The sequence below is a fragment of the Staphylococcus sp. FSL H8-0121 genome, from assembly GCF_038008425.1.
Lineage (GTDB): Bacteria > Bacillota > Bacilli > Staphylococcales > Staphylococcaceae > Staphylococcus > Staphylococcus pasteuri.
In genome coordinates this window covers 227,952-249,286 of record NZ_JBBOZB010000001.1, presented here as the reverse complement: position 1 = coordinate 249,286, position 21,335 = coordinate 227,952, and the positions used below count along the sequence as shown (strand labels likewise).

25 protein-coding genes are annotated in these 21,335 nt (G+C 30.9%); all 25 read right to left on the bottom strand.

All coding sequences use genetic code 11. The annotated features are described in order from the left end of the window. Positions 1-59: 59 nt before the first annotated feature. Positions 60-1,034 (bottom strand): DNA polymerase III subunit delta, encoded by a 975-nt coding sequence (holA, locus tag LFT63_RS01300; RefSeq protein ID WP_029055727.1) that lies wholly within the window; start codon positions 1,032-1,034, stop codon positions 60-62. Positions 1,035-1,104: 70 nt separating this feature from the next. Beyond that, positions 1,105-3,093 carry a DNA internalization-related competence protein ComEC/Rec2 gene (locus tag LFT63_RS01295; protein WP_340767789.1) on the bottom strand — a complete coding sequence of 663 codons (1,989 nt, stop codon included), beginning with the start codon at positions 3,091-3,093 and terminating at the stop codon, positions 1,105-1,107. Positions 3,094-3,296: 203 nt separating this feature from the next. Further along, the gene (locus LFT63_RS01290; protein WP_017637104.1) at positions 3,297-3,758 is read right to left on the bottom strand and encodes a ComE operon protein 2; all 462 of its coding nucleotides are present in this window, start codon (positions 3,756-3,758) and stop codon (positions 3,297-3,299) included. An 84-nt stretch (positions 3,759-3,842) separates the two neighbouring features. Further along, positions 3,843-4,520, bottom strand: a complete 678-nt coding sequence (locus tag LFT63_RS01285) for a helix-hairpin-helix domain-containing protein (protein WP_119623140.1) — start codon at positions 4,518-4,520, stop codon at positions 3,843-3,845. Positions 4,521-4,573: 53 nt separating this feature from the next. Next, on the bottom strand, positions 4,574-5,293 hold the full coding sequence (locus LFT63_RS01280) for a class I SAM-dependent DNA methyltransferase (protein WP_017637102.1): 720 nt from the start codon (positions 5,291-5,293) through the stop codon (positions 4,574-4,576). Positions 5,294-5,295: 2 nt separating this feature from the next. Continuing rightward, a complete protein-coding gene (rsfS, locus tag LFT63_RS01275; protein ID WP_029055723.1) occupies positions 5,296-5,649 on the bottom strand; it encodes a ribosome silencing factor in 354 nt (117 codons plus the stop codon). Further along, positions 5,650-6,234 carry a bis(5'-nucleosyl)-tetraphosphatase (symmetrical) YqeK gene (gene yqeK, locus LFT63_RS01270; RefSeq protein ID WP_017637100.1) on the bottom strand — a complete coding sequence of 195 codons (585 nt, stop codon included), beginning with the start codon at positions 6,232-6,234 and terminating at the stop codon, positions 5,650-5,652. It abuts the gene before it with no gap. Beyond that, complete coding sequence (locus LFT63_RS01265; protein WP_029055722.1) at positions 6,224-6,796, bottom strand: nicotinate-nucleotide adenylyltransferase; 573 nt, start codon at positions 6,794-6,796, stop codon at positions 6,224-6,226. The genes yqeK and LFT63_RS01265 overlap by 11 nt, the downstream gene beginning before the upstream one ends. After that, a complete protein-coding gene (gene yhbY, locus LFT63_RS01260; protein WP_017637098.1) occupies positions 6,796-7,086 on the bottom strand; it encodes a ribosome assembly RNA-binding protein YhbY in 291 nt (96 codons plus the stop codon). The genes LFT63_RS01265 and yhbY overlap by 1 nt, the downstream gene beginning before the upstream one ends. Positions 7,087-7,088: 2 nt before the next feature. Further along, a complete protein-coding gene (gene aroE, locus LFT63_RS01255) occupies positions 7,089-7,895 on the bottom strand; it encodes a shikimate dehydrogenase (protein WP_029055721.1) in 807 nt (268 codons plus the stop codon). Positions 7,896-7,907: 12 nt separating this feature from the next. Further along, complete coding sequence (yqeH, locus tag LFT63_RS01250) at positions 7,908-9,008, bottom strand: ribosome biogenesis GTPase YqeH (RefSeq protein WP_029055720.1); 1,101 nt, start codon at positions 9,006-9,008, stop codon at positions 7,908-7,910. Next, positions 9,009-9,536, bottom strand: coding sequence for a YqeG family HAD IIIA-type phosphatase (locus LFT63_RS01245; protein WP_029055719.1), 528 nt, complete (start codon positions 9,534-9,536; stop codon positions 9,009-9,011). A gap of 24 nt (positions 9,537-9,560) precedes the next feature. Beyond that, on the bottom strand, positions 9,561-10,247 hold the full coding sequence (locus LFT63_RS01240; RefSeq protein WP_017637094.1) for a 5'-methylthioadenosine/adenosylhomocysteine nucleosidase: 687 nt from the start codon (positions 10,245-10,247) through the stop codon (positions 9,561-9,563). Positions 10,248-10,443: 196 nt separating this feature from the next. Beyond that, complete coding sequence (locus LFT63_RS01235; RefSeq protein WP_154874365.1) at positions 10,444-11,679, bottom strand: NRAMP family divalent metal transporter; 1,236 nt, start codon at positions 11,677-11,679, stop codon at positions 10,444-10,446. Between the two features lie 11 nt (positions 11,680-11,690). After that, a complete protein-coding gene (pxpA, locus tag LFT63_RS01230) occupies positions 11,691-12,443 on the bottom strand; it encodes a 5-oxoprolinase subunit PxpA (RefSeq protein WP_029055717.1) in 753 nt (250 codons plus the stop codon). Next, entirely contained in the window at positions 12,443-13,804 is a 1,362-nt protein-coding gene (locus tag LFT63_RS01225) for an acetyl-CoA carboxylase biotin carboxylase subunit (protein WP_017637091.1), read from the bottom strand. Before LFT63_RS01225 ends, pxpA begins: the two co-directional genes overlap by 1 nt. A 14-nt stretch (positions 13,805-13,818) precedes the next feature. After that, complete coding sequence (locus tag LFT63_RS01220) at positions 13,819-14,268, bottom strand: acetyl-CoA carboxylase biotin carboxyl carrier protein (protein ID WP_029055716.1); 450 nt, start codon at positions 14,266-14,268, stop codon at positions 13,819-13,821. Between the two features lie 3 nt (positions 14,269-14,271). After that, the gene (locus tag LFT63_RS01215) at positions 14,272-15,276 is read right to left on the bottom strand and encodes a 5-oxoprolinase subunit C family protein (protein ID WP_029055715.1); all 1,005 of its coding nucleotides are present in this window, start codon (positions 15,274-15,276) and stop codon (positions 14,272-14,274) included. Next, the gene (gene pxpB / locus LFT63_RS01210; RefSeq protein ID WP_029055714.1) at positions 15,266-15,997 is read right to left on the bottom strand and encodes a 5-oxoprolinase subunit PxpB; all 732 of its coding nucleotides are present in this window, start codon (positions 15,995-15,997) and stop codon (positions 15,266-15,268) included. Before pxpB ends, LFT63_RS01215 begins: the two co-directional genes overlap by 11 nt. A 725-nt stretch (positions 15,998-16,722) precedes the next feature. Further along, positions 16,723-17,199, bottom strand: a complete 477-nt coding sequence (gene greA, locus LFT63_RS01205) for a transcription elongation factor GreA (RefSeq protein WP_017637087.1) — start codon at positions 17,197-17,199, stop codon at positions 16,723-16,725. A gap of 27 nt (positions 17,200-17,226) precedes the next feature. Beyond that, complete coding sequence (udk, locus tag LFT63_RS01200) at positions 17,227-17,850, bottom strand: uridine kinase (RefSeq protein ID WP_017637086.1); 624 nt, start codon at positions 17,848-17,850, stop codon at positions 17,227-17,229. Next, entirely contained in the window at positions 17,850-19,118 is a 1,269-nt protein-coding gene (locus LFT63_RS01195) for a peptidase U32 family protein (protein WP_017637085.1), read from the bottom strand. The genes udk and LFT63_RS01195 overlap by 1 nt, the downstream gene beginning before the upstream one ends. Positions 19,119-19,129: 11 nt before the next feature. Then, positions 19,130-20,053, bottom strand: coding sequence for a peptidase U32 family protein (locus LFT63_RS01190; protein WP_029055713.1), 924 nt, complete (start codon positions 20,051-20,053; stop codon positions 19,130-19,132). Between the two features lie 2 nt (positions 20,054-20,055). Beyond that, on the bottom strand, positions 20,056-20,691 hold the full coding sequence (locus LFT63_RS01185; protein ID WP_340767788.1) for an O-methyltransferase: 636 nt from the start codon (positions 20,689-20,691) through the stop codon (positions 20,056-20,058). A 328-nt stretch (positions 20,692-21,019) separates the two neighbouring features. Continuing rightward, positions 21,020-21,328: a DUF1292 domain-containing protein gene (locus LFT63_RS01180; protein WP_017637082.1), complete on the bottom strand. Its 309-nt coding sequence runs from the start codon at positions 21,326-21,328 to the stop codon at positions 21,020-21,022. Between the last annotated feature and the right edge of the window lie 7 nt (positions 21,329-21,335).

The window sequence follows — 21,335 nt, the reverse complement described above, 5'->3', positions numbered from 1 at the left end:
GCTAGTTCGCCTAATAGGTCGAACTAGCTTTTATTTTTTTATGTAACAACAAATCAATCTTATAATGATAAAATAAACAATTCTAAAATCAGTTGTTTATCCATATATGAAGATTTCAATTTATAATCAGTTTCTGCACAAGAATTTATAATATTTAAAAGATCTTCTAACTGATAATGTCTTACCTGCCCCAATGCTAATTTCACTCTATATGGATGGACATTGACTGTTTTAGCTATTTGTTGCCCACTATATCCTTTTTGACTTAAAATCTTACATTGGTAATATAACCTATAATTACTAGTTATCAATGCTAATAATTTAATTGGTTCTTCCTTCATATTAATTAAATCTTTGACCAGTTGTATTGCTTTATTTTTTTGGCGTTTTTGAATATATTCTGTTAACAGAAATACATTTTGTTCTAAACTACGATTAATGATTTGATTCACATCGTCTTTATTTATAGTCGGTCTATCACCTAAAAATAGCATTAATTTATCTAATTCTTGTGAGATAATATTGAAATTAATACCGGTTAACTCAATCATATTATTTAGTGCGTCTTGTTTGATGTCCTTAAAATTATCATTTAATTTTGATTGAATCCATTTTTTTATTTCTTCTTCAGACATTTGTTCAACTTTTTTTAATTGTCCATTTTTCTTAAGTGTTTTGGTTAATTTTTTTCGTTCATCTAATTTATTTTGAAATACTTCAAAAACTATAAGGTTTTCACCATCATATTTTTCAATAAATTCAAGTAATTGGTCGGTATTTTGATTCAATTCTTTGGTAACCTTTTCACCCGTAAAGACATATGCATTCTGAACTAAAATTGCCTTTTTATCTGAAAAAAATGGCATTGTTAATGCTTCTTCAATGATTGGTGTAATTTCAGTTTCATATAAATTATATTTCACATAGTTGAAGTCATCTTTTTCTGATTGTAAATATTTATTTATCATTTCTGAACTCTTTTTCTCAACTAAGTCTGGTACCTCTCCATATACCATAATGATATTGTCAGACATGCATTACACCCTTTCCATATAGTTCACATTAAGAAATTATATCACGTAATAAACTCTAACCTCTACCAATTTATTTTTGTTGCTTAGTTGATATTGATAAATTTGAATCTAGTTTAACAGTTATCTCCCCGTTTATTTGGGTATCTAAAACTTTACTTCCAGATTGACGTAACCGTATAATTACTTCTTGATTTGGCAAATGATATTTATTACCTTTACCACTTGATATAAGACTGATTTTTGGAGTTATGTGTTGTATTAAATTTGCAGAATTACTTGTTTTACTGCCATGATGCGCAACTTTCAAAATATCTATTTTAGGTAATTGATATCGATTTAACAGTAGTTCCTCATTATTAATAGTCATATCACCAGTAAGTAAAATAGTTTTATTTTTATATTTTAATAATGTAACAATTGAGTGTTCATTTTTATCGTCGCTTTCTTGAATATAAGTATCTAAAAATTCAAGTTTCCCATCTTTAATAGATAAAGAATTGAGTAAGGTAATATCCATGAAATTGATACCATTTAACTGACAAATACTTTTAATATTTTTTAGGACATTTTTAGGATAACTTGATGGCTCTATAATAATATTTTTGATGTTTATATGATTACTTAAATATGATAATTCACCCATGTGGTCTAAATGAGGATGTGTAATAATTAAATAATCAATTGTAGATATCCCCTTGGCTTTTAAACTTGGTAAAATCTTATATTTGGTTATATTATTATTAGATTTAGTGTGACTGTCAGTTAGTTTTCCACCAGTGTCAATCATAATATTTAGATTGTACTCAGTATGAAATAAAATGCTGTCTCCCTGACCAACATCTAACATTGTTAACTCTGTTTCTGAAGGCCTCGATGTATATATAATTATTATAATGCTAAGAAAAATTATCGAAACAGACGTTAAAATATTTCTTTTAACGAATAAAAATAATGAAATGAACACAGAAATTATTAAAAACACTATTGCGAAAGTGTTTAACTCAGGAACAAAAATTCTAATGTACTTTAATGAAAGAAATAAAGAAAGAAATAGATCATGTATACGGTAACTATAATTTATTACTGTATTTAAAATTAATAAGTGGGTTGTGAAGTGGCTAAGAAAGAAAAATATAATCGCTAGCGGAAAGATAATAAGGCTATATAAAGGAACGAAAATTAAATTTGAAACTAATCCTATCCATTGAATTTGATTAAAATAGTAGACAGTAATTACTGACGCTCCTAATTGAGCTATAATTGTCACTGACATTAATAATTTTAGTCCAGTAAGTTCCTTTAATAATGGTGTAGAAATTATAAGGAAGAATGAAATAAAAAAGCTAAACTGAAAACCAATATCAAAAACTATCAGTGGATTGATAAAATACATTAATATAAAAATAAAAGAGAGTATATCTAACGGTTTACTTTTAAACTGTCTAGGAAGAATGAGTAAAATTATGCCGACTAATATAGATCTAACTGCGCTAGGAGCAAAATCAGTATAAAAAGCATATAGAGGTAATATAAGTAGAAGTAAAAGCTTAATTAATAAATATGGTGTGTTCAATCTCACAAAAGCGGAATGTACTAAATAAATAATTGCAGCAACATGTGAACCACTTACTGCAAGTAAATGATAAATTCCTATTTCTTTAACATCGTCAATAAATGATTGATTTAATGTTGATGTGTCACCAGTAATCAAAGCTAGTAACCTATCGTGATAAACATTTTTTGTTTTACTCATTTGATTCTGAATATAACTTTGATGTTTGGCTATAGGATTAATTTTCTTATTTTGTGTACAACTATTTAAATCTATCTGTTTAATAAATATTATAGGCTGATTCGAATTTAATAACTGTAAATCTCCATTTATAGCACATCTATAATTATCAATATTCAATCGATTATAATCACCTTGATGTCTGTAATAAAACTTTACATTGTGGTCATGCCATTCAAGGAGTCCTTTATAGATATTACTTTCTTTGTTTAATTTAATAAAAGTTACTGCTTCATTAATATGTTTACTATTCTTAATATTTTGCATTTCTTGTTTATGTTTAGTAAGTGCTAAATTTAACATTAAAACACTAAGTAATACTGAGATACATACCAAGAATAGATATTGCTTAATTACATTTTTTCTTATTAATAGAAACATTAGCATACAAAGTATAAAAGTAGAGAGCACTTTGTTAAATAACCAAAGTATCCCTACTAGAAATGATATTGCAATATAAAACAATAAACTTAACCTTGAGTTAAATACTTTGCAACATAATCTGGTGAAAATGGAATTTTTTTGTATTCTATTCCAGATTGATCCAGTAACTTCATGGCATACTCGTGATTATGGTAATCTTCAGCGTAATAAATCGTCTTTATTCCTGCTTGAATGATTGATTTTGTACAATTAAGACATGGGAAATGTGTGACATAAATTGTTGCACCTTCAGTCGATACACCTTGCTTTGCACATTGTAATAACGCATTCATCTCAGCATGAATAGTTCTTATACAATGGCCATCTTCAATCAAACAACCCTCATCGATACAATGTACTTCACCAGCTACGGATCCATTATAACCGCCTGCAATAATACGGTTGTCTTTAACTATCGTCGCGCCAACTGATAATCTTTGACAAGTTGATCTTAATGCTAATAAGTGGCTTTGTGCCATAAAATATTCTTCCCATTTTATTCTTTCCATGATGATCTATGCCTCCATCGTACTTAATTAAAATAATAATTATAGCTTACTCATTTTAAAATCATAATGCAAATGCAACTCTTATTACACAGTAAAATAAGCCTTTAATTTTTCAAATGTTTTTGGTCCAAATCCTTTTATGTTTTTTAAATCTTCTATACTATTAAAAGCACCATTTTTATTTTTATAATCTATAATTTCTTTGGCTTTAGAAGGACCTATACCAGGAACTTTCAATAATTGCTCTTCTGTCGCTACATTCAAATTAATAGTTGATTGTGTACTATCAACCGTATTACTTGTAATTTGTTCTTGTATATTTTGAGAAGTCTTTTCTCCCTTTTCAGGTATGTAAATTAACTTTTGGTCTATTAATTTTTCTGATAAATTAATTTGTTTAGTATCAGCATTATTACTTAATTGGGCTTTCTTTAACAAGTCAATGATTCTATCAGAACTGTTCATTTTATATACATTGGGATGCTTTACTGCCCCCTTTATGTCAACGTATATAACTTTATTTTCCTTTTTTGCATCAGAATCTTTAGTTTCGCCTTGATGACGTTTAGATAAAGTTTCTTTTTTATCTGTTTTATTACTATAACTATCTGTATTTGATTCAACATATGTTTGTTGACTTTTGTCTTCATTATGATTCATAGAATAAGATAAAACTGCTATAAAAATAATTGCTATTCCAATTCCAATATATAGTTGATACGGTGTCAAAATCTTTATTAATTGTGTTAATTTAGAAAGCAAAAAATCACCCCTTCATACTAATTAACGTATGTCAGCGTGATTTTACTTTATATTTAATGTTTTTGAGCTACAAAAAATAATCGATCTGCCTGTTCATCATCTTGATTCATATTGAAATCTGTAAACGTTTTGACTAAAGTTAATCCACATTTTTCCAATAATTGAGTATATACATCTTTTTCAAATGTACGTTGATAATGTTCTTCGTCAAATCTTTGATATAAACCATTTTCTCTTTCAATAAAAAATGACATTTGATGAATAACGCTTAATGGTTCCGCGCCTTTTAGAGCATCCCATCCTAAAAATAAATGTTCTGCTTCATCTATATAACTTTGGTCACTAAATAATGTAGTCATTTTAGCAACGGTATGTACATCAAATATTAACAAACCGTTATCTTTCAAATGGTTATAAACACATTTAAAAGTATCTTCAACATTGTCTAATGTAGGTAAATAGTTTAATGAATCACAAAAAATAGTAACAATATCAAATTGATGATCTAATTGAAAATTCGTCATGTCTCCTTCTAACCAATTGATTTGATTAGATTTTTGAGAGGCAATGGAAAGCATATCCGGACTAATATCCATGCCACTAACATTTCCTAAATCATTTAACATACATGTTAATGTACCTGTACCACATCCAATATCAAGGATATCGGCATGATGATTAGCATAAAATTGAACTATATCAAACCATGATTCATAAGGTTGATCTTGTGTGAGTTGATCATAAACCAAACTCATTTCTTCATATTGAGACATAATTAGTAAACAACCTGTCCGTATGATTCGATTGGAGCATCTTGATATAATTTCTCAATATTATAATAAGATCGTTCATCTTTATGGAAGATATGAACAACTACATTGGCAAGGTCAATTAGAACCCATCTTGCATCTTGATAACCTTCCATTCGTTTAACATCGATATCATGTTCATGAACTGCTTCTTTTACAGCTCTAGCAATTGACTGAACTTGACGTTCATTATTACCATGACATACAACAAAATAATCTGTCATATCACTGATACCTTGCATATTAAGAGAAATAATATCTTCTGCTTTTTTGTTCTCTGCTGCATCAACAGCAATGTTTAACAATTTGTCTGAATTCATTTAATCATCCTTTATTCTTTCATCACTATAGTTATAATAATTTAGACAAGCAATCGTAGCACCGTAAACTGTAATATCTTTTTGAATTAAAAATAGTACTGTACGCTTAGAAATTTCATAAATTGTTTTATCTAAGCTACCTTGATTGTATGCCATATCTCTGATTTCTTCAACTCCTGGAGTCTTACGACCAGGCTCTATATAGTCAGCTATAAATACTAGTTTTTCTGTTTTTGTCATTTGTTGACGACCAGTTGTATGATATTTAATAGCTAACAAAACTTCTTCATCTTTGACATCAAAGTCATTTTCCATTATTGCTGAACAAACCGGTCCATGCAAAATTTCTCCACCATAACTCAATAAATCAGATTCTAAATCATACTGTCTCACTGTTTGATACATAGTACTTAAATCATCATATTTACAATAATCATGAAGTACACCAGCTAGTTCAGCTTTATCTTTATCGCCATCATAGATTTCTGCTAATTTTACAGCTGTCTCTGCTACTCTAAGTGAATGTTTAAATCGCTTTTCTGGCAATTTCTCTTTGACTAACTCTATAGCATTTTCAATTTTCATATAATCCTTCCTCTCGAATATAATGTTCAACGCTTTGAGGAACTAATATTTGAATAGACTGTTTCGCTTTAACACGTTCACGTATCATTGAAGAACTAATATCCATTCTAGGAATAGTGATAGATATCATACCTTCTTCAACAGACTGTACATCTTTCTCTCTATTAACCACTATAAATGTAATCAATTTCTTTAATTCATCAACATTGTACCATTTATCTAATTGATCGTATTGATCAGTGCCTATAATGAAGTAGAATTCACTATTAGGATGTGACTTTATTAATGATGATAACGTATCATAAGTATAGCTTTGCCCTTTTCTTTCTATTTCTTCTTCACTAATTTTACCAAAACCTAAAGTAGCAATTGCTAACTCTATCATTTTAATGCGTTGTGGTGCTTCTAGGAAATCAGAATGTTCTTTTAAAGGAGACATATAACTTGGTAAAAAATAAAATTCATCTGGCTTGATGACATGATACACTTCACTAGCTACCATCATATGAGCGATATGAATCGGGTTAAATTGTCCACCATATAAAATAATTTTCTTTTTCATTATGGTAACGTAATTTCTTTATTATCCTTTGATTCTCTGTATAAAACAATCATAGACCCTATGATTTGAACAACTTCACTATTCGTAGCATCACTTAATGCAGTAGCAAGTTCTGATTTATCATCAAAATTATTTTGTAATACGTGTATCTTAATTAATTCGCGATTCTCTAAAGTATCGTCAATTTGGTTAATCATATTTTCATTTATACCACCCTTACCAATTTGGAAGGTTGGATCAGTATTATGTGCTAAACTACGTAAATATCTTTTTTGTTTTCCAGTTAACATAATTAAACTCCTTTTAATTTATCTATTACTGATTGTTTCATCATTTTAATATCGGCTTGGTATCCAGTCCATATTTTGAAACTTTCAGCGCCTTGATATACAAACATGTCTAATCCATTATAAATCGGATTACCTTTATTTTCCGCTTCTAGTAAAATTGGTGTTTTATACGGAATATATACGATATCACTTACTAAGGTGTCTGTGTTTAAATTCTTGAGACTGATGGGTAATTCTTGATTATTATCCATACCAGCAGGTGTTGTATTAATAATAATATCGAACTCATCTAAGTGGGATTCAGCCTGTTCTAGAGTTATCTGATTAACATTTAAATGCCATGACTCAAATCGTTTCATCGAACGGTTAGCAATCGTTAATTTCGGTTGAACAAATTTAGTTAATTCATTTGCTATACCCTTACTAGCTCCACCAGCGCCTAAAATTAATATATATGCATTTTCTAAATCATTATAAACTTGACGCAAGCCAGTAACATAACCTATCCCATCTGTATTGTATCCAATCCATTTACCGTCACGTACCATTACTGTATTAACAGCACCAACAGTTGTAGATTGTGAATCTATTTCATCTAAAAATGGAATAATACGTTCTTTATGTGGGATCGTAACATTAAATCCATCTAATTTTCTTTCTTTAATTATTTCTTTAATGTTATGAAATTGATCTTCAGGTATATCAATTGCTTCATAAGTATAATTCAAACCCAAAGATGCAAAATTATCAGTATGCATAAGTGGTGATAAAGAGTGTGAAATTGGATGTCCAATTACTGCAAATTTCACGTTTATCCCTCCTTATAATATCGAATTTCTTAAAATGACATCTACATTTTTAGGTACTCTAACAATAACTTTTGCACCAGCATCAATTGTAATAAATCCTAGTCCAGAAATCATTACGTCTCGTTTTTCTTTGCCTGTTTCTAATCGAACAGCTTTCATTTCACTCATATTAAATTGATTAGGATCATGAGGTGGTGTTAACAAATCTCCAATATGATTTTTCCATAAATCATTGGCTTTTTCTGTTTTAGTTCTATGAATATTTAATTCATTTGAAAAGAAACATATCAATGGTCTTTTTCCACCTGAAACATAATCAATTCGAGCTAAACCACCAAAGAATAATGTTTGTCCTTCATTTAGTTGATATACTCTTTGTTTGATTTCCTTTTTAGGCATAATTAATTTTAATTCTTTTTCTGTGACAAAGTGAGTCATTTGATGTGATTGAATAATACCAGGTGTATCAAACATAAATGATTTTTCATCTAATGGAATATCTATCATATCTAATGTAGTTCCTGGGAATCTAGACGTTGTGACAACATCTTTTTCACCTACACTAAGCTCTATCAATTTATTAATTAATGTTGATTTACCTACGTTAGTTGTACCTACAATATAGACATCTTCCTGTTGACGATGTTTATTGATTGAATATAATAGATCTTCAATACCCTGTCCTTTTTCAGCTGAAATGAGTACAACGTCTTCAGAATCAAGACCGTATTTCTTAGCAGAACGTTTCAACCATTCTTTTACACGACGTTTGTTAATTTGTTTTGGAAGTAAGTCCATCTTGTTAGCTACTAAAATAACTTTTTTATTACCAACAATGCGTTTAACTGCATTAATAAATGAACCTTCAAAATCAAATACATCTACGACATTAACAACGATACCGCTTTTATCTGATAATCCAGAAAGTAAATTTAAAAAATCTTCGCTATCAAGTCCTACATCTTGTACTTCATTATAATTTTTTAATCGAAAACATCTTCTACAAATAACATCTTCTCTAAACATATTATGTTCCGGTACATAACCTGGTGCGTTTTTATCTTCTGATTGCAATGGTGCGCCGCAACCTATACATTTCAATTCATCACTCAATCAATTTTCCTCCCATTTAATATAACCTTTTTTCCTGAAGTGATTTAATAATCTTCTTTCAATTAAGCGATTAAACTTGGTAATAAACCCGTCAGTACGTTTAACAGGTACAACCATAATCGTATATAAACCATTGCGATTACCACCAAAAACATCTGTTAACATTTGGTCACCAACTACCACTGTTTCACTAGGTTTGATGCTCATTTGTTTAATTGCTTTTTTAAATGCTTTACCCATCGGTTTTCTAGCTTTACAAATGAAATCTACATTTAAATCTTTTGAAAATTCACCTACACGTTGTTCATTATTGTTTGAAACAATTGTGATTTGTATGCCTTTTTCTCTTGCTTCTTTAAACCATTGTTTAATTTGTTCAGTAGGCGCGACAACATCCCAACCTACAAGTGTGTTATCTAAATCTGTGATAATACCTTTTACACCAGTTTCAGCCAATTTATCAACATTGATTTCGAATACTGACTTTACATATGCATTAGGCATAAAATAATGTTTAATAATACCCATTGAATTGTCACCTTTACTCTTTAATTATAATTTTCCGACTAATAATTCTACCATTTCACTAGATGAAACAGCTGCTTTTCCTAAAAATTCCTCGAATGTCATATCTGCTTCGCCATTAGCTAAATCAGAGACAGCTCTCGTAATGATGAATGGAACTTTAAATTGATAACATGTTTGAGCGATAGCAGTTGCTTCCATTTCTACAGCCATTGCGTCGCTAAATTGAGTTTTTATCGTTTTTCTTTGTTCTGCACTTCCTATGAAACTATCACCACTTACAATAAGCCCAACTTTAGCATTTAAATTTTGTTGTTTTACAACTTCACTTGTTTCATTTATTAAATTTTGATTTGCTTCATATTTTTCTGGCATTTGTGGGATTTGACCCAATGCATAGCCAAATGCTGTAGCATCTGCATCATGGTAAGCTACATTATCACTGATTAATACGTCTCCTATAGATAAGTTTTCATCTAGTGCTCCGGCTGAACCTGTATTTAGGATGTATTTTGGATTGAATTTTTCGATTAGTAATGTTGTAGAAATAGCTGCATTAACTTTACCAATACCACTTTGAGTAATGACTACTTCTTTTTGATTAAGTTCACCTTTATAGAATTTAACATGAGCTACATTAATTTCGCTTAAATTCACTAATTTATCTTTTAAAATGGCAACTTCTTCTTCCATTGCACCAATAATACCTATCATTATTGTCCCACCTTATCTTATTATACTAGCATTTGTTATTCTATCACATTTTATAGCTTTCAACGACAATAGGTTAGTATTTAACTAATATATAATCGTATGTTTTAAGTTATAAAAAAAGCGTTAATACTAAACATTTATTAACTAAATGAATAATATTAACGCATATTTATTATCTTAATTTAATATTACAATCTTAGCCTTTCCACAAACTAGCTAAATCTTGCAATGAGAAGATGCCAGTTAAGATAGTTACTAATACTGCAATAATTCCGAACACTAACATCCAAGTAGGGTGTTTATAATCACCAACAATCGATTTCTTTCTACTCGCTATTAAAATTACACTTAATGTAATCGGTAAAATCCAACCGTTTATTACGCCTGCTATGATTAATAAGCTAACTGGTTTACCAATAAACAAGAAGATTAAAGTTGAAATAACGATAAATGAAATAACGATTAAATTATTTTTATTGAACAAAGATTTATGCATTGTCTTTAAGAACGTTGCGCTTGTATAAGCTGATCCAATAACAGAGGACATTGCTGCTGCAAAAATAACGAGTCCAAAAATGTTCTTACCAATTGGTCCAATCGCATGTTCGAACACTGAAGCTGGTGGATTCTCAGAACTTAATGTAACACCAGTTACAACAACACCTAAAACTGCCAAGAATAGTAAAGTACGCATCACACCAGTAGTTAAAATACCTGCAATAGCTGAATGATTCACAAACGGCAAAAAGTCTTTACCTTTTATGCCAGAATCTAAAATTCTATGGGCACCAGCAAAAGTTATGTAACCACCAACAGTACCACCTACAAGTGTGATAATTGGTAAAATCAACTTAATTGGATGTTCAGGAGCAAATGTATGTACTAGTGCATCACCATAAGGTGGATTGGACACTACCATGACATAGGCTACAACAAGAATCATAACAACTCCTAAAATCATAGACACAACATCCATAATTTTTTGACCACTTTTACTAACAAATATTAAGATAGCAAAAATAGCAGTTATCGCAGCACCCCATTTTACATCTATACCAAACATCGCATTTAGTCCAAGACCTGCTCCGGCTATATTACCTATATTAAATGCTAAGCCCCCAAATGCAATTAAAATCGAGACTACTGTTCCAAGACCAGGCAGTATCCTATTAGATACTTCTTGGCCTCTTAAACCAGTTACAACAAGTACACGCCAAATATTTATTTGAGCTCCAATATCAATAATTATAGAAATGAGAATAGCAAATGCAAAACTAGCATAAAATTGTGCAGTAAATACTGCTGTTTGTGTTAAAAATGCTGGACCGATAGCTGATGTAGCCATCAAAAATACAGATCCTAATAACAACCTTTTATGATTTCTAGTAAATTGAGCTTTCCCATTGTGATTTGATGATAGTTTTTCTCCCATCTAAAAACCCCCTATAAAGTTTGGATATCAATGCCTTCTTTCGTTAATTTTTCTCTTATTTTTGTTACGAATTCAAGCGCATGTGCGCCATCTCCATGAACACATATTGTGTCTGCTTGAAGAGTGATTTCCTTATTATTTTTTGAAATGACTTTATTCTCAGTTACCATTTTTACAACTTGTTCCAATGCTTCTTCAGAATCAGTAATCACTGCATCCGTTTCTTTACGACTTACAAGTTGACCATCATCTTCGTATCGACGATCTGCAAATACTTCTGAAGCTGTCTTTAATCCAACTTTTTCTGCTTCTGAAATAAGTAATGTATTAGCTAAACCAACAAATACAAGACTTGAGTCAAAATCATAAACTGCTTTAGCAATAGCATTTGCTATAGCTTCATCTTTAGCACCCATTTGGTACAATGCTCCATGAGGCTTAACATGATTCATTTTAACGTCGTGTATTTGACAAAAGCCATTTAATGCGCCTAATTGGTATACTACAATGTTATATATTTCATCAGGTGTCATATCTAATTTACGTCTACCAAAACCTTGTAAATCAGGTAAACCAGGATGTGCACCTATACCAATGTTATTTTTTTTAGCTAATTGAATTGTTTCATTCATTACATTCGCATCACCAGCATGAAAACCACAAGCAATGTTTGCTGATGTAATTAGAGGAAGAATATCTTTATCTCCACCAAAAGAATAATTACCAAATGCTTCGCCTAAATCGCAATTTAAATCAATTTGCATTATAATTCCACTCCTTTACTTATTTGATGTTTTTCAAGGAATTTAATATCAACATCTTTTGCGTCTCCATCTGAATATGCAGGATAGTTTAATACTGCATAAAGGAAATCTGCTGTTGTTGTAAAACCATCGATAACCATTTCATCTAAAGTTACTTTTAACTTTTGAATTGCGCTAGCTCTATCTGCACCTTTTACAATTACTTTTGCTACTAAAGAATCATAATAAGGAGATACTTTATATCCTGGATATAGAAGTGAATCTACTCTAACGTTAAAACCTTGTGGTAAGTGTAATGCATTTACTTTACCTGGTGTTGGTTGGAAATGCTTTTCAGGATTTTCAGCATTGATTCTTGCCTCAATTACATGACCATTAAACTTAATGTCTTCTTGTTTAAAAGGAAGCTCATCATGTTGTAGTAGATAAAGTTGTGCAAGTAATAAATCTCTGTCAGCACGCATTTCTGTAACAGTATGTTCTACTTGAATTCTTGCATTCATTTCAATGAAATAATGTGCATCTTCAGTAACTAAAAACTCAATCGTACCTGCACTTCTGTAATTTGAAGCTTGAGCAACTTTAACTGCATCATCACAAATACGTTGGCGTCTTTCCTCAGTTAGTGCAGCACATGGAGATTCTTCAATTAATTTTTGATTTTTTCTTTGTACTGAACAATCACGTTCTCCTAAATGAACAAAATTATCTTTTCCATCTCCAATAATTTGAACCTCAACATGTTTAGCAACAGGAATAAAGGCTTCTACATATACTCGGTCATCATTAAAGTATTTTTGTCCTTCACTTTTAGCTTCTTTTAACGCTTTTTCAAGATGGTCAGGTTCTTTAACAATACGTATTCCTTTACCACCGCCACCACTTGCAGCTTTTAAAACAACAGGATAACCAATGTCTTCTGCCAGTGTTTTTATTTCTTCTACAGTTTTAACTTCATCTGTTGAACCAGGTATAACAGGAACTCCAGCACCATCAACAGTTTGTCTAGCTGTAATTTTATCTCCCATCATTTCCATAGTTGTTTTATTAGGTCCGATAAAATTGATATTATTATCTTCTACAGCTTTAGCGAATGTTGTTGACTCAGATAAAAATCCATATCCCGGATGAATAGCATTCGCACCAGTTACCTCTGCAGCACCTATGATTCTAGGAATATTTAAATAACTATCTAGTGGATTTGCTTCACCAATACAAACTGCTTGATCAGCTAATCCTACATGTAAGCTATCTTCATCTCCTTTAGCATATACTGCTACAGTTTCAATGCCCATCTCTCTACAGGCACGAATAATTCTAACAGCAATTTCCCCTCTGTTTGCAATTAAACATCGATACATTTACTTGTACCCCCTTACTTCAACGTTACTAAAACTTGGTCATATTCAACATTAGTTCCATGATCGACAACAATTTCAGCTACTTCACCAGCAATATCACTAGTAACTTCATTCATTACTTTCATAGCTTCAATGTAACCAATAACATCGCCTTTTTCTACTTTATCGCCGACTTTAATTTGAGGTTCTGTTAATTCTTTACTATCTTGTAAAAAGAATGTTCCGACCATTGGTGATTTGATCGCATTTTCTTCAGATTGAACATCAGTTTTTTGAGAATCTTGTTGATTTACACCATTTGATGTCGCACCATTTTGAGCTTGAGGTACATTGGTAGGCTGTGCTAATACTTGTCCTTCTGTAAAATCTAATTCAATTTCACTTTCAAAATCTTTATATTTAAATTTTTTCACATCATTAGCTTTGACTAGTTTAATGATTTCTTCTATTTTTTTAGTATTCATTGATTAAATATCTCCTTTAAGTAGATTCGCTAATTTTTTTGATGTTTGTCTTAACATAGATAGTTCGTATAGCGGTTGTTTTTGTATATTTGATAATTCGTCTTCAAATTGCTCGTTAAATGTTGCAGATTCATTTATAGCATCTTCAATTGATATCCATTTAAATTGCACAGCTTCTCCTGGTTGTAATTGAACTAATTTATTTAATCCTAGTTGTGTTACTGTTGCAATTTTTGTATAGCCCCCAACAGTTTGTTTATCATTTAATAATACAATAGGGTTTCCATCATTTGGAACTTGGATACTGCCTAAGGCTACTGGTTCAGAAATAATATCTGCAGATTCTTCGGGTGGGATACTTTCACCTTTTAAGCGAAATCCCATTCTATCTGACATATCTGAGATAATAAATTCATTTTCAACTAATTTTGCTTTAGCCTCTTCTGAAAAAGCTTCAATTTGTGGCCCTTCGACAATATGAATCACATTGTCTTCATAGTTTAAATTTATTTCTGCAGCTTGACCTACATATTTCTTATATTTAGGTAATGATACTGTATCTATAACATCATCTTTCTTTAATGCACGACCTTTAAAGCCACCCATTTTACTTCTAGTATGCGTTGCATAACTATTTGCAACTTTTAGTATATCCAATGGTTGACCAAATGTAATGTAACCTCGAGCGCCTTTAATAGCATTACCGATTTCCAAAATATCACCTTGATGAACTTCATAGATGACTTGTGTCTGTATAGGGTTCCCGTTTAATTTTGCATTAAACTGTCCACCAGTAATGGTAAATGAATTATCACTTAAAAATTGTATAGATGGTCCTACAATTGTATATTCAAGTGAAGGGCCTTCATTACCGATTAGATGCTTAGCAATCAAATAGCTAAATTTATCAAGTGCGCCAGCTTCCGAAAAACCTAAATTCATATAGCCTTTTCTTCCTTCATCTTGAACGGTTGTGAACAAGCCTGGCTTTATAATTTTAATACTCATTGTCGTAAGTCACCCACTTATCTAATTCAAAATTTCCAGCATTAATATCTGCTTGAATTTGTTCAAATTCATCTTGTGTAATCGCTTTAAATTGAATATAGTCACCAGCTTCATAGATTGTCATTGGCTCTCTATCTAAATCAAATACTTTTAGCGGCGTACGTCCAATAATTTGCCAACCACCTGGTGAATCTAAAGGATATAAACCAGTTTGGTTATTCGCAATACCAACTGATCCTGCTTCAATTTTTACTCTTGGCTCTGAACGACGAGGTGTATGTATACGTTCGTCTAGACCACCTAAGTATGGAAATCCTGGCATAAAACCTAACATATATATTAAGTAGGGTTGTTGTGTATGTATCTGGATTACTTCCTCAGTTGTTAATTGATTACTAGAGGCAACTTCTTCCAAATCAGGTCCAAATTCTTCACCATAAACTACGGGTATTGTTACTACTTTTCGTTGTTGTAATTGATTTGATTCTGAGTCATTAAATTGATTAAGTTCTAAATTTTCAATTAATTTAGTGCCATCAATACTTGTGTTATCAAACGAAATCAAAATAGCTCTATATGAAGGTACTATATCTATGATTTCTTTATGATTTTGTTCCTTAATATATTGAACTAATTTATTTACTTTATTATATGTATCTTTAGTAATTTCATTATCAAAATAAATCATTAAAGATTGTTCATTTATCAATCTAGTTTCCAACTTACCAATTCCTCCCCTTTTATAGGACTAGTTTGTTGTGCTATATTATTGTATCATTTTATTTGCGTGATTGTTTAATAAATTATTCTAATTATTAGTAATAACCAATTTCTCAATTCATTCTAAGATTTACGTTTACTAATAATAATTACTAACTATTCAAAAAATTCTTTATTATATTTAATCATAATAAGTTTAATTTGTCACTGTAATCGTTATCACCAAATAAGTTTTCCTTATTAAAATGATTGCATTAAATTAAAAGATTTTTCAAATGTCTCACTTAAATATTAAACATTCCAAAAAAGCGCAAGGGAGTGGGACAGAAATATAAAGCACTACTCCTAATTTTATTAGGTTAGTAGTACTTACACATTAGCTTTAGCTAAGGTGTACATTAATGGAACACATGAGTTGAACTCATGCGTAAGAAATACTAATTTCTAAAGAAAAAGTATTTCTTTATCGTTGTCCCACCCCGGCAAGGTTGACTAGATTTGAAAAATAAAGTGTCACTACTATTTTAATAGTTTAGTGATACTTACACATTAGCTTTAGCTAATGTGTTCCACTAAGGATTACATGAGTTAACACTCATGCATAAGTAATTCTAATTTCTAAAGAAAAAAGAATTACTTTATCAGTCAACTACTGCCTATATATAATTGTAGCCTGAGACACTGATTTTTGTCCCAGGCTGTTGCGACTATTTTTAGAATAGTTAATTATTTTATATCTACAATTTTAACGTTGATTTCTCCACCGTTTGGTAGTGGTACACGAACTTCATCGTCTAATTCTTTACCAATTAATGCTGACGCCATTGGTGATTCGTTTGAGATTTTACCTTTAAATGCATCCGCTTCAGCTGAACCTACGATTTGGTAACTTTCTTCTTCGTCTCCTGGTAATTCGATAAACGTAACAGTTTTACCAATTTGTACTGTATTATTATCGCCTGTATCTTCAATGATTAAAGCGTTTCTAATCATATGTTCAATACGTTGGATATCTTGTTCAATAAAACCTTGTTCATCTTTAGCCGCATCATACTCTGAGTTCTCAGATAAATCGCCGAAAGAACGTGCAACTTTAATTTTTTCAACTACTTCAGGTCTTTTAACTGTTTTTAATTCTTCTAATTCTTGTTCTAATTTTTCATACCCTTCTTGAGTCATTGGATATTGTTTTTGATTTTCCATTATGTCATCTTCCTTTACTTTTAAATACTATTGTTTACTAACTAAAGATTGAATCTTAGTAGTCATAATGTCTATGGCTACTTTGTTACTACCACCTTCTGGGATGATGATGTCAGCATGTTTCTTAGTTGGTTCAATAAATTGCACGTGCATTGGACGCACCACATTTAAGTATTGATTGATAACCGAATCCATAGAACGTCCTCGCTCATGAGTGTCTCTTTTAAGACGACGTAAAATTCTTAAGTCTGCATCAGTGTCGACATATATTTTAACATCCATCATATCACGTAACGTTTTATTCTCTAAAGCGAAGATACCTTCTACGATGATAACATCTTTCGGTTCAAATGCAATCGTTTGATCGCTTCTTGTATGATTAGCATAATCGTATGTTGGTACTTTAACTGCTTTGCCATTTCGTAAATCTCTTAGATTTTGAATTAACAAATCGTTATCAAATGCAAATGGATGATCATAGTTTGTCTCCAAACGCTCTTCAAAAGTTAAATGTGATTGGTCTTTATAATAATAGTCTTGCGCTAATAATGCAATACTATGACCTTCAAGATTTTTCATAATTTCATTTGTGACTGTCGTTTTACCAGAGCCAGAGCCTCCAGCAATTCCTATAATCGTCGTTTGTGTCATTAACCGATTTCCTTTCTCATCAAGTTGTTTGCATAGATTGGACGATCAACTTTAATTTGTACAATTTGTAATGGATGGCGCGCAGCATCAAGCTCATTACCTTCTTCATCATAAATGGTATCAACAACTTGTTTAAAACTTTCAATTTCCGGACCAAAAAATTCAATTTCTTGTCCAGGTTTAAAGTGATTTCTTTGTTGAATTGTAGCAATTTTTGTATCCTGATCATAATCTAAAACTAAGCCACAAAAATCATAAGGAGACTTCTTCGATTGTTGTTCTCCAAACATTTGTTCCTCATATCCTGGAGTACCTTCAAAGAATGCTGGTGCTGTATCTCTATTAGCACATTTATCTAATTCCATTAACCATTCAGGTTGAATTTTAAAATTGTCTGGGTCTTCAGCATATGCATCAATTACTTTACGATATACTGACACAACAGTAGCTATATAATGAATTGATTTCATTCTGCCTTCTATTTTTAACGAATCAATACCTAAATCCATCATTTGTGGGATTGATTCGATTAATTTTAAGTCTTTCGGACTCATTGCAAATGGGACGATTTGTCCATCTTCATAAAATAAATCAAGTTCACCATCTTCATCTACTTGTAGTAAATCATAATCCCAACGACAACTTTGACAACAGCCACCTCTATTGGAATCACGTGCTGTCATGTGGTTACTTAATGTACATCTACCAGAGTAAGCAATACACATAGCACCATGAATGAAGGCTTCTATTTCAATATCAACTTTTTCTTTCATTTCTTTCATTTCCATAGCTCCTGTTTCTCGAGCTAGAACTACACGATCTAATCCTTCTTCTTTCCAAAATTCAACTGCTTTATAATTAGATAAAGATTGTTGTGTGGATAAATGAATTTCTAATTTTGGTGCTACCTTTTTGCAAGTTTCAATAATAAGGGGGTCAGCAACAATAATACCTGTTGCACCTGTCGCTTCAAGATTAATAAGATAATCGTCTAACCCTTCCATATTATCGTCATGCGCAATAATATTAGTCGTAACATAAATTTTTGCACCATAACGGTTTGCAAACTCAACACCTTCAGCAATTTCTTCCATTGTGAAGTTATCAGCATTTGATCTTAAACCATATTCTTGTCCGCCTAAAAAAACTGCATCTGCGCCATAATGTACAGCAATTTTTAACTTTTCTAAGTTACCAGCTGGAGCAAGTAATTCTGGCTTCTTCATTTTAGTATTTGAAGTTTGTTTAACTTCTTCTAATGTCTTCATGATTCAGCCTCCTAATATACCGTATGCTTAAATAAGAAACCTTCATCAAATGGTCGATGTTCTGGTTGAATGTCTTCGATAGGATCTACAAGCATAAATTTTTCATCTTCATAAGTTTCAGGATCTTCATTATATAAATCTATTGCTTCTCTGTATTGTTGTGTAACAACATTGATATATTCTTCTGTCTGTAATATGCCGTCAATTTTAAATGAATCGATACCTGCTTCAAAAAACGGTTCTAATTCTTCTATAAGGCACATATCATTTGGTGACATAATATGTGTACCATTATAATCTTCAAAAACAGGATATTTATTTTCGCGTTCTTCATCATATAATAATAAATCATTTTGATTTTCATTACGTTGAATTTTCATTTGTCTATCTTGGAATGTATAATAGTTGCCTAATAACATTCTTTTAGATTGAAACATACATGTCATGCCATGAACTTGAACTTCTATTTCCACGTCAGCATGTTCTTTTATATTTATAATTTCTTCCAGACTTAATTCTCTCGCTAATACTGCTCTTGTAGCACCTTTTTGTCCCCAATAGTTACACTGAAAATAGTTAGTAACAAGTGTTTCTGCATCCCAATGTAATGGAATAGGATTATTTTGTTGTTTAACATACATCACAACAGCTGGGTCACCAAAAATAATTCTATCCACACCAATTTGATGTAAAAATTGAATATAATCTTCTACTGCTGCTAAATGATAATTATGAAACAAACCATTAACTGCAGCATACACTTTCTTATCATTCTCATGGGCTAATGTTACTGCTTTTTCCATGTCTTCTCGATTAAATTCTCCTGGAAGTCGTAAACCAAATTTTTGCTCACCAATAACAAATGCATCTGCACCTATTTCTATTAGTGTTTCCATATGTGTTATTGACTTAGGAGTAACTAGTAATTCTGTCATAGTCATTCTCCTTTAATAGATATTGCTAAACCATCGTCCATATTTAAAAAGTTAGTTGTATATTGTTCATTTTGCATTAACCATTCATTAAATTGTTGTACTTTTTTAACCATTTGACGTACGTTACGTGAACGAACTATATCGATATTTGAGACAAAACCATGATATAAAACGTTATCTGTCACAACAATGCCACCCTTTTTAAGTAAAGGCGTATATAGTTCAAAAAATTTCTTCGATTGTGCTTTCGCAGCATCAATAAATAACATGTCAAACGTTTGAGATTTAACTTTATCAAATTGTTCTAATGCATCACCTTCAATTAACTCAATTTGATTAGTAAATTGATTAGAAGTGATATTATGTTTCGCTTGGTCTATCATTTCTGGGTCTCTTTCCATTGTAGTTACATGTATATCATTAGACACTGAAGCAAATTGCATTGAACTGTATCCTATAGCCGTACCAATTTCTAAAATCCGTTTAGTTTGATGAATACGTATAATTTGTTTGATTATTTCTAGTGTATTACGATCCACGATCGGCACTTGATTTGTATTTGCATATTCTCTTAAAAGTTCAATGTCATTATCATTAGTTTTATGTAAATTGAGAATATAACTTTCATTATTATCCATTATACAACGACTTCCTTTGTGTAAAATAACTACAATTTAAAAAGGCAATAAAATAAATCAGTCACAATATTGATTAGTAAAATAACCAATGGCTTTGACTGATTGTAACTACGTACAAGTATTTTAAACGTTATGTTACATAACGATATATAAAATATTTAACTCCAAATATTTTACCATAAATTCTTTGTGAATATAAGTATAAATCTAAATGATAAGCATGTATGTAAACAAACTTTGAACAAATCATATATAGAAAAACTCCTTATGTCAGATATTCAATAGATATCGTTACATAAGGAGTAAAATTTAAATATTTATTCTAAGATTATTCATCAATTTCAGTATTAACTACTTCTTCAATCATATCCCATTCTTCATCTGTTTCGATTGGGACTAATTTACCACCGTCACCTGATTCATCAGGTTCATTTATCATTGGTACTAATTCAATCATGTCGTCTTCATCAGATTGTGCGCCTTCTTCAGCAAGTACTACATATTCTTTTTTGAATTCAGGATGATAGAATTCAAGCATTTTACGATAAAGAACTTCATTTCCATCTTCATCATATAATGTCAATAATTCTTCTTCATTGTTAATTTTTAATTCTGCATCGTGATTATGTTCAGTCATTTTATTT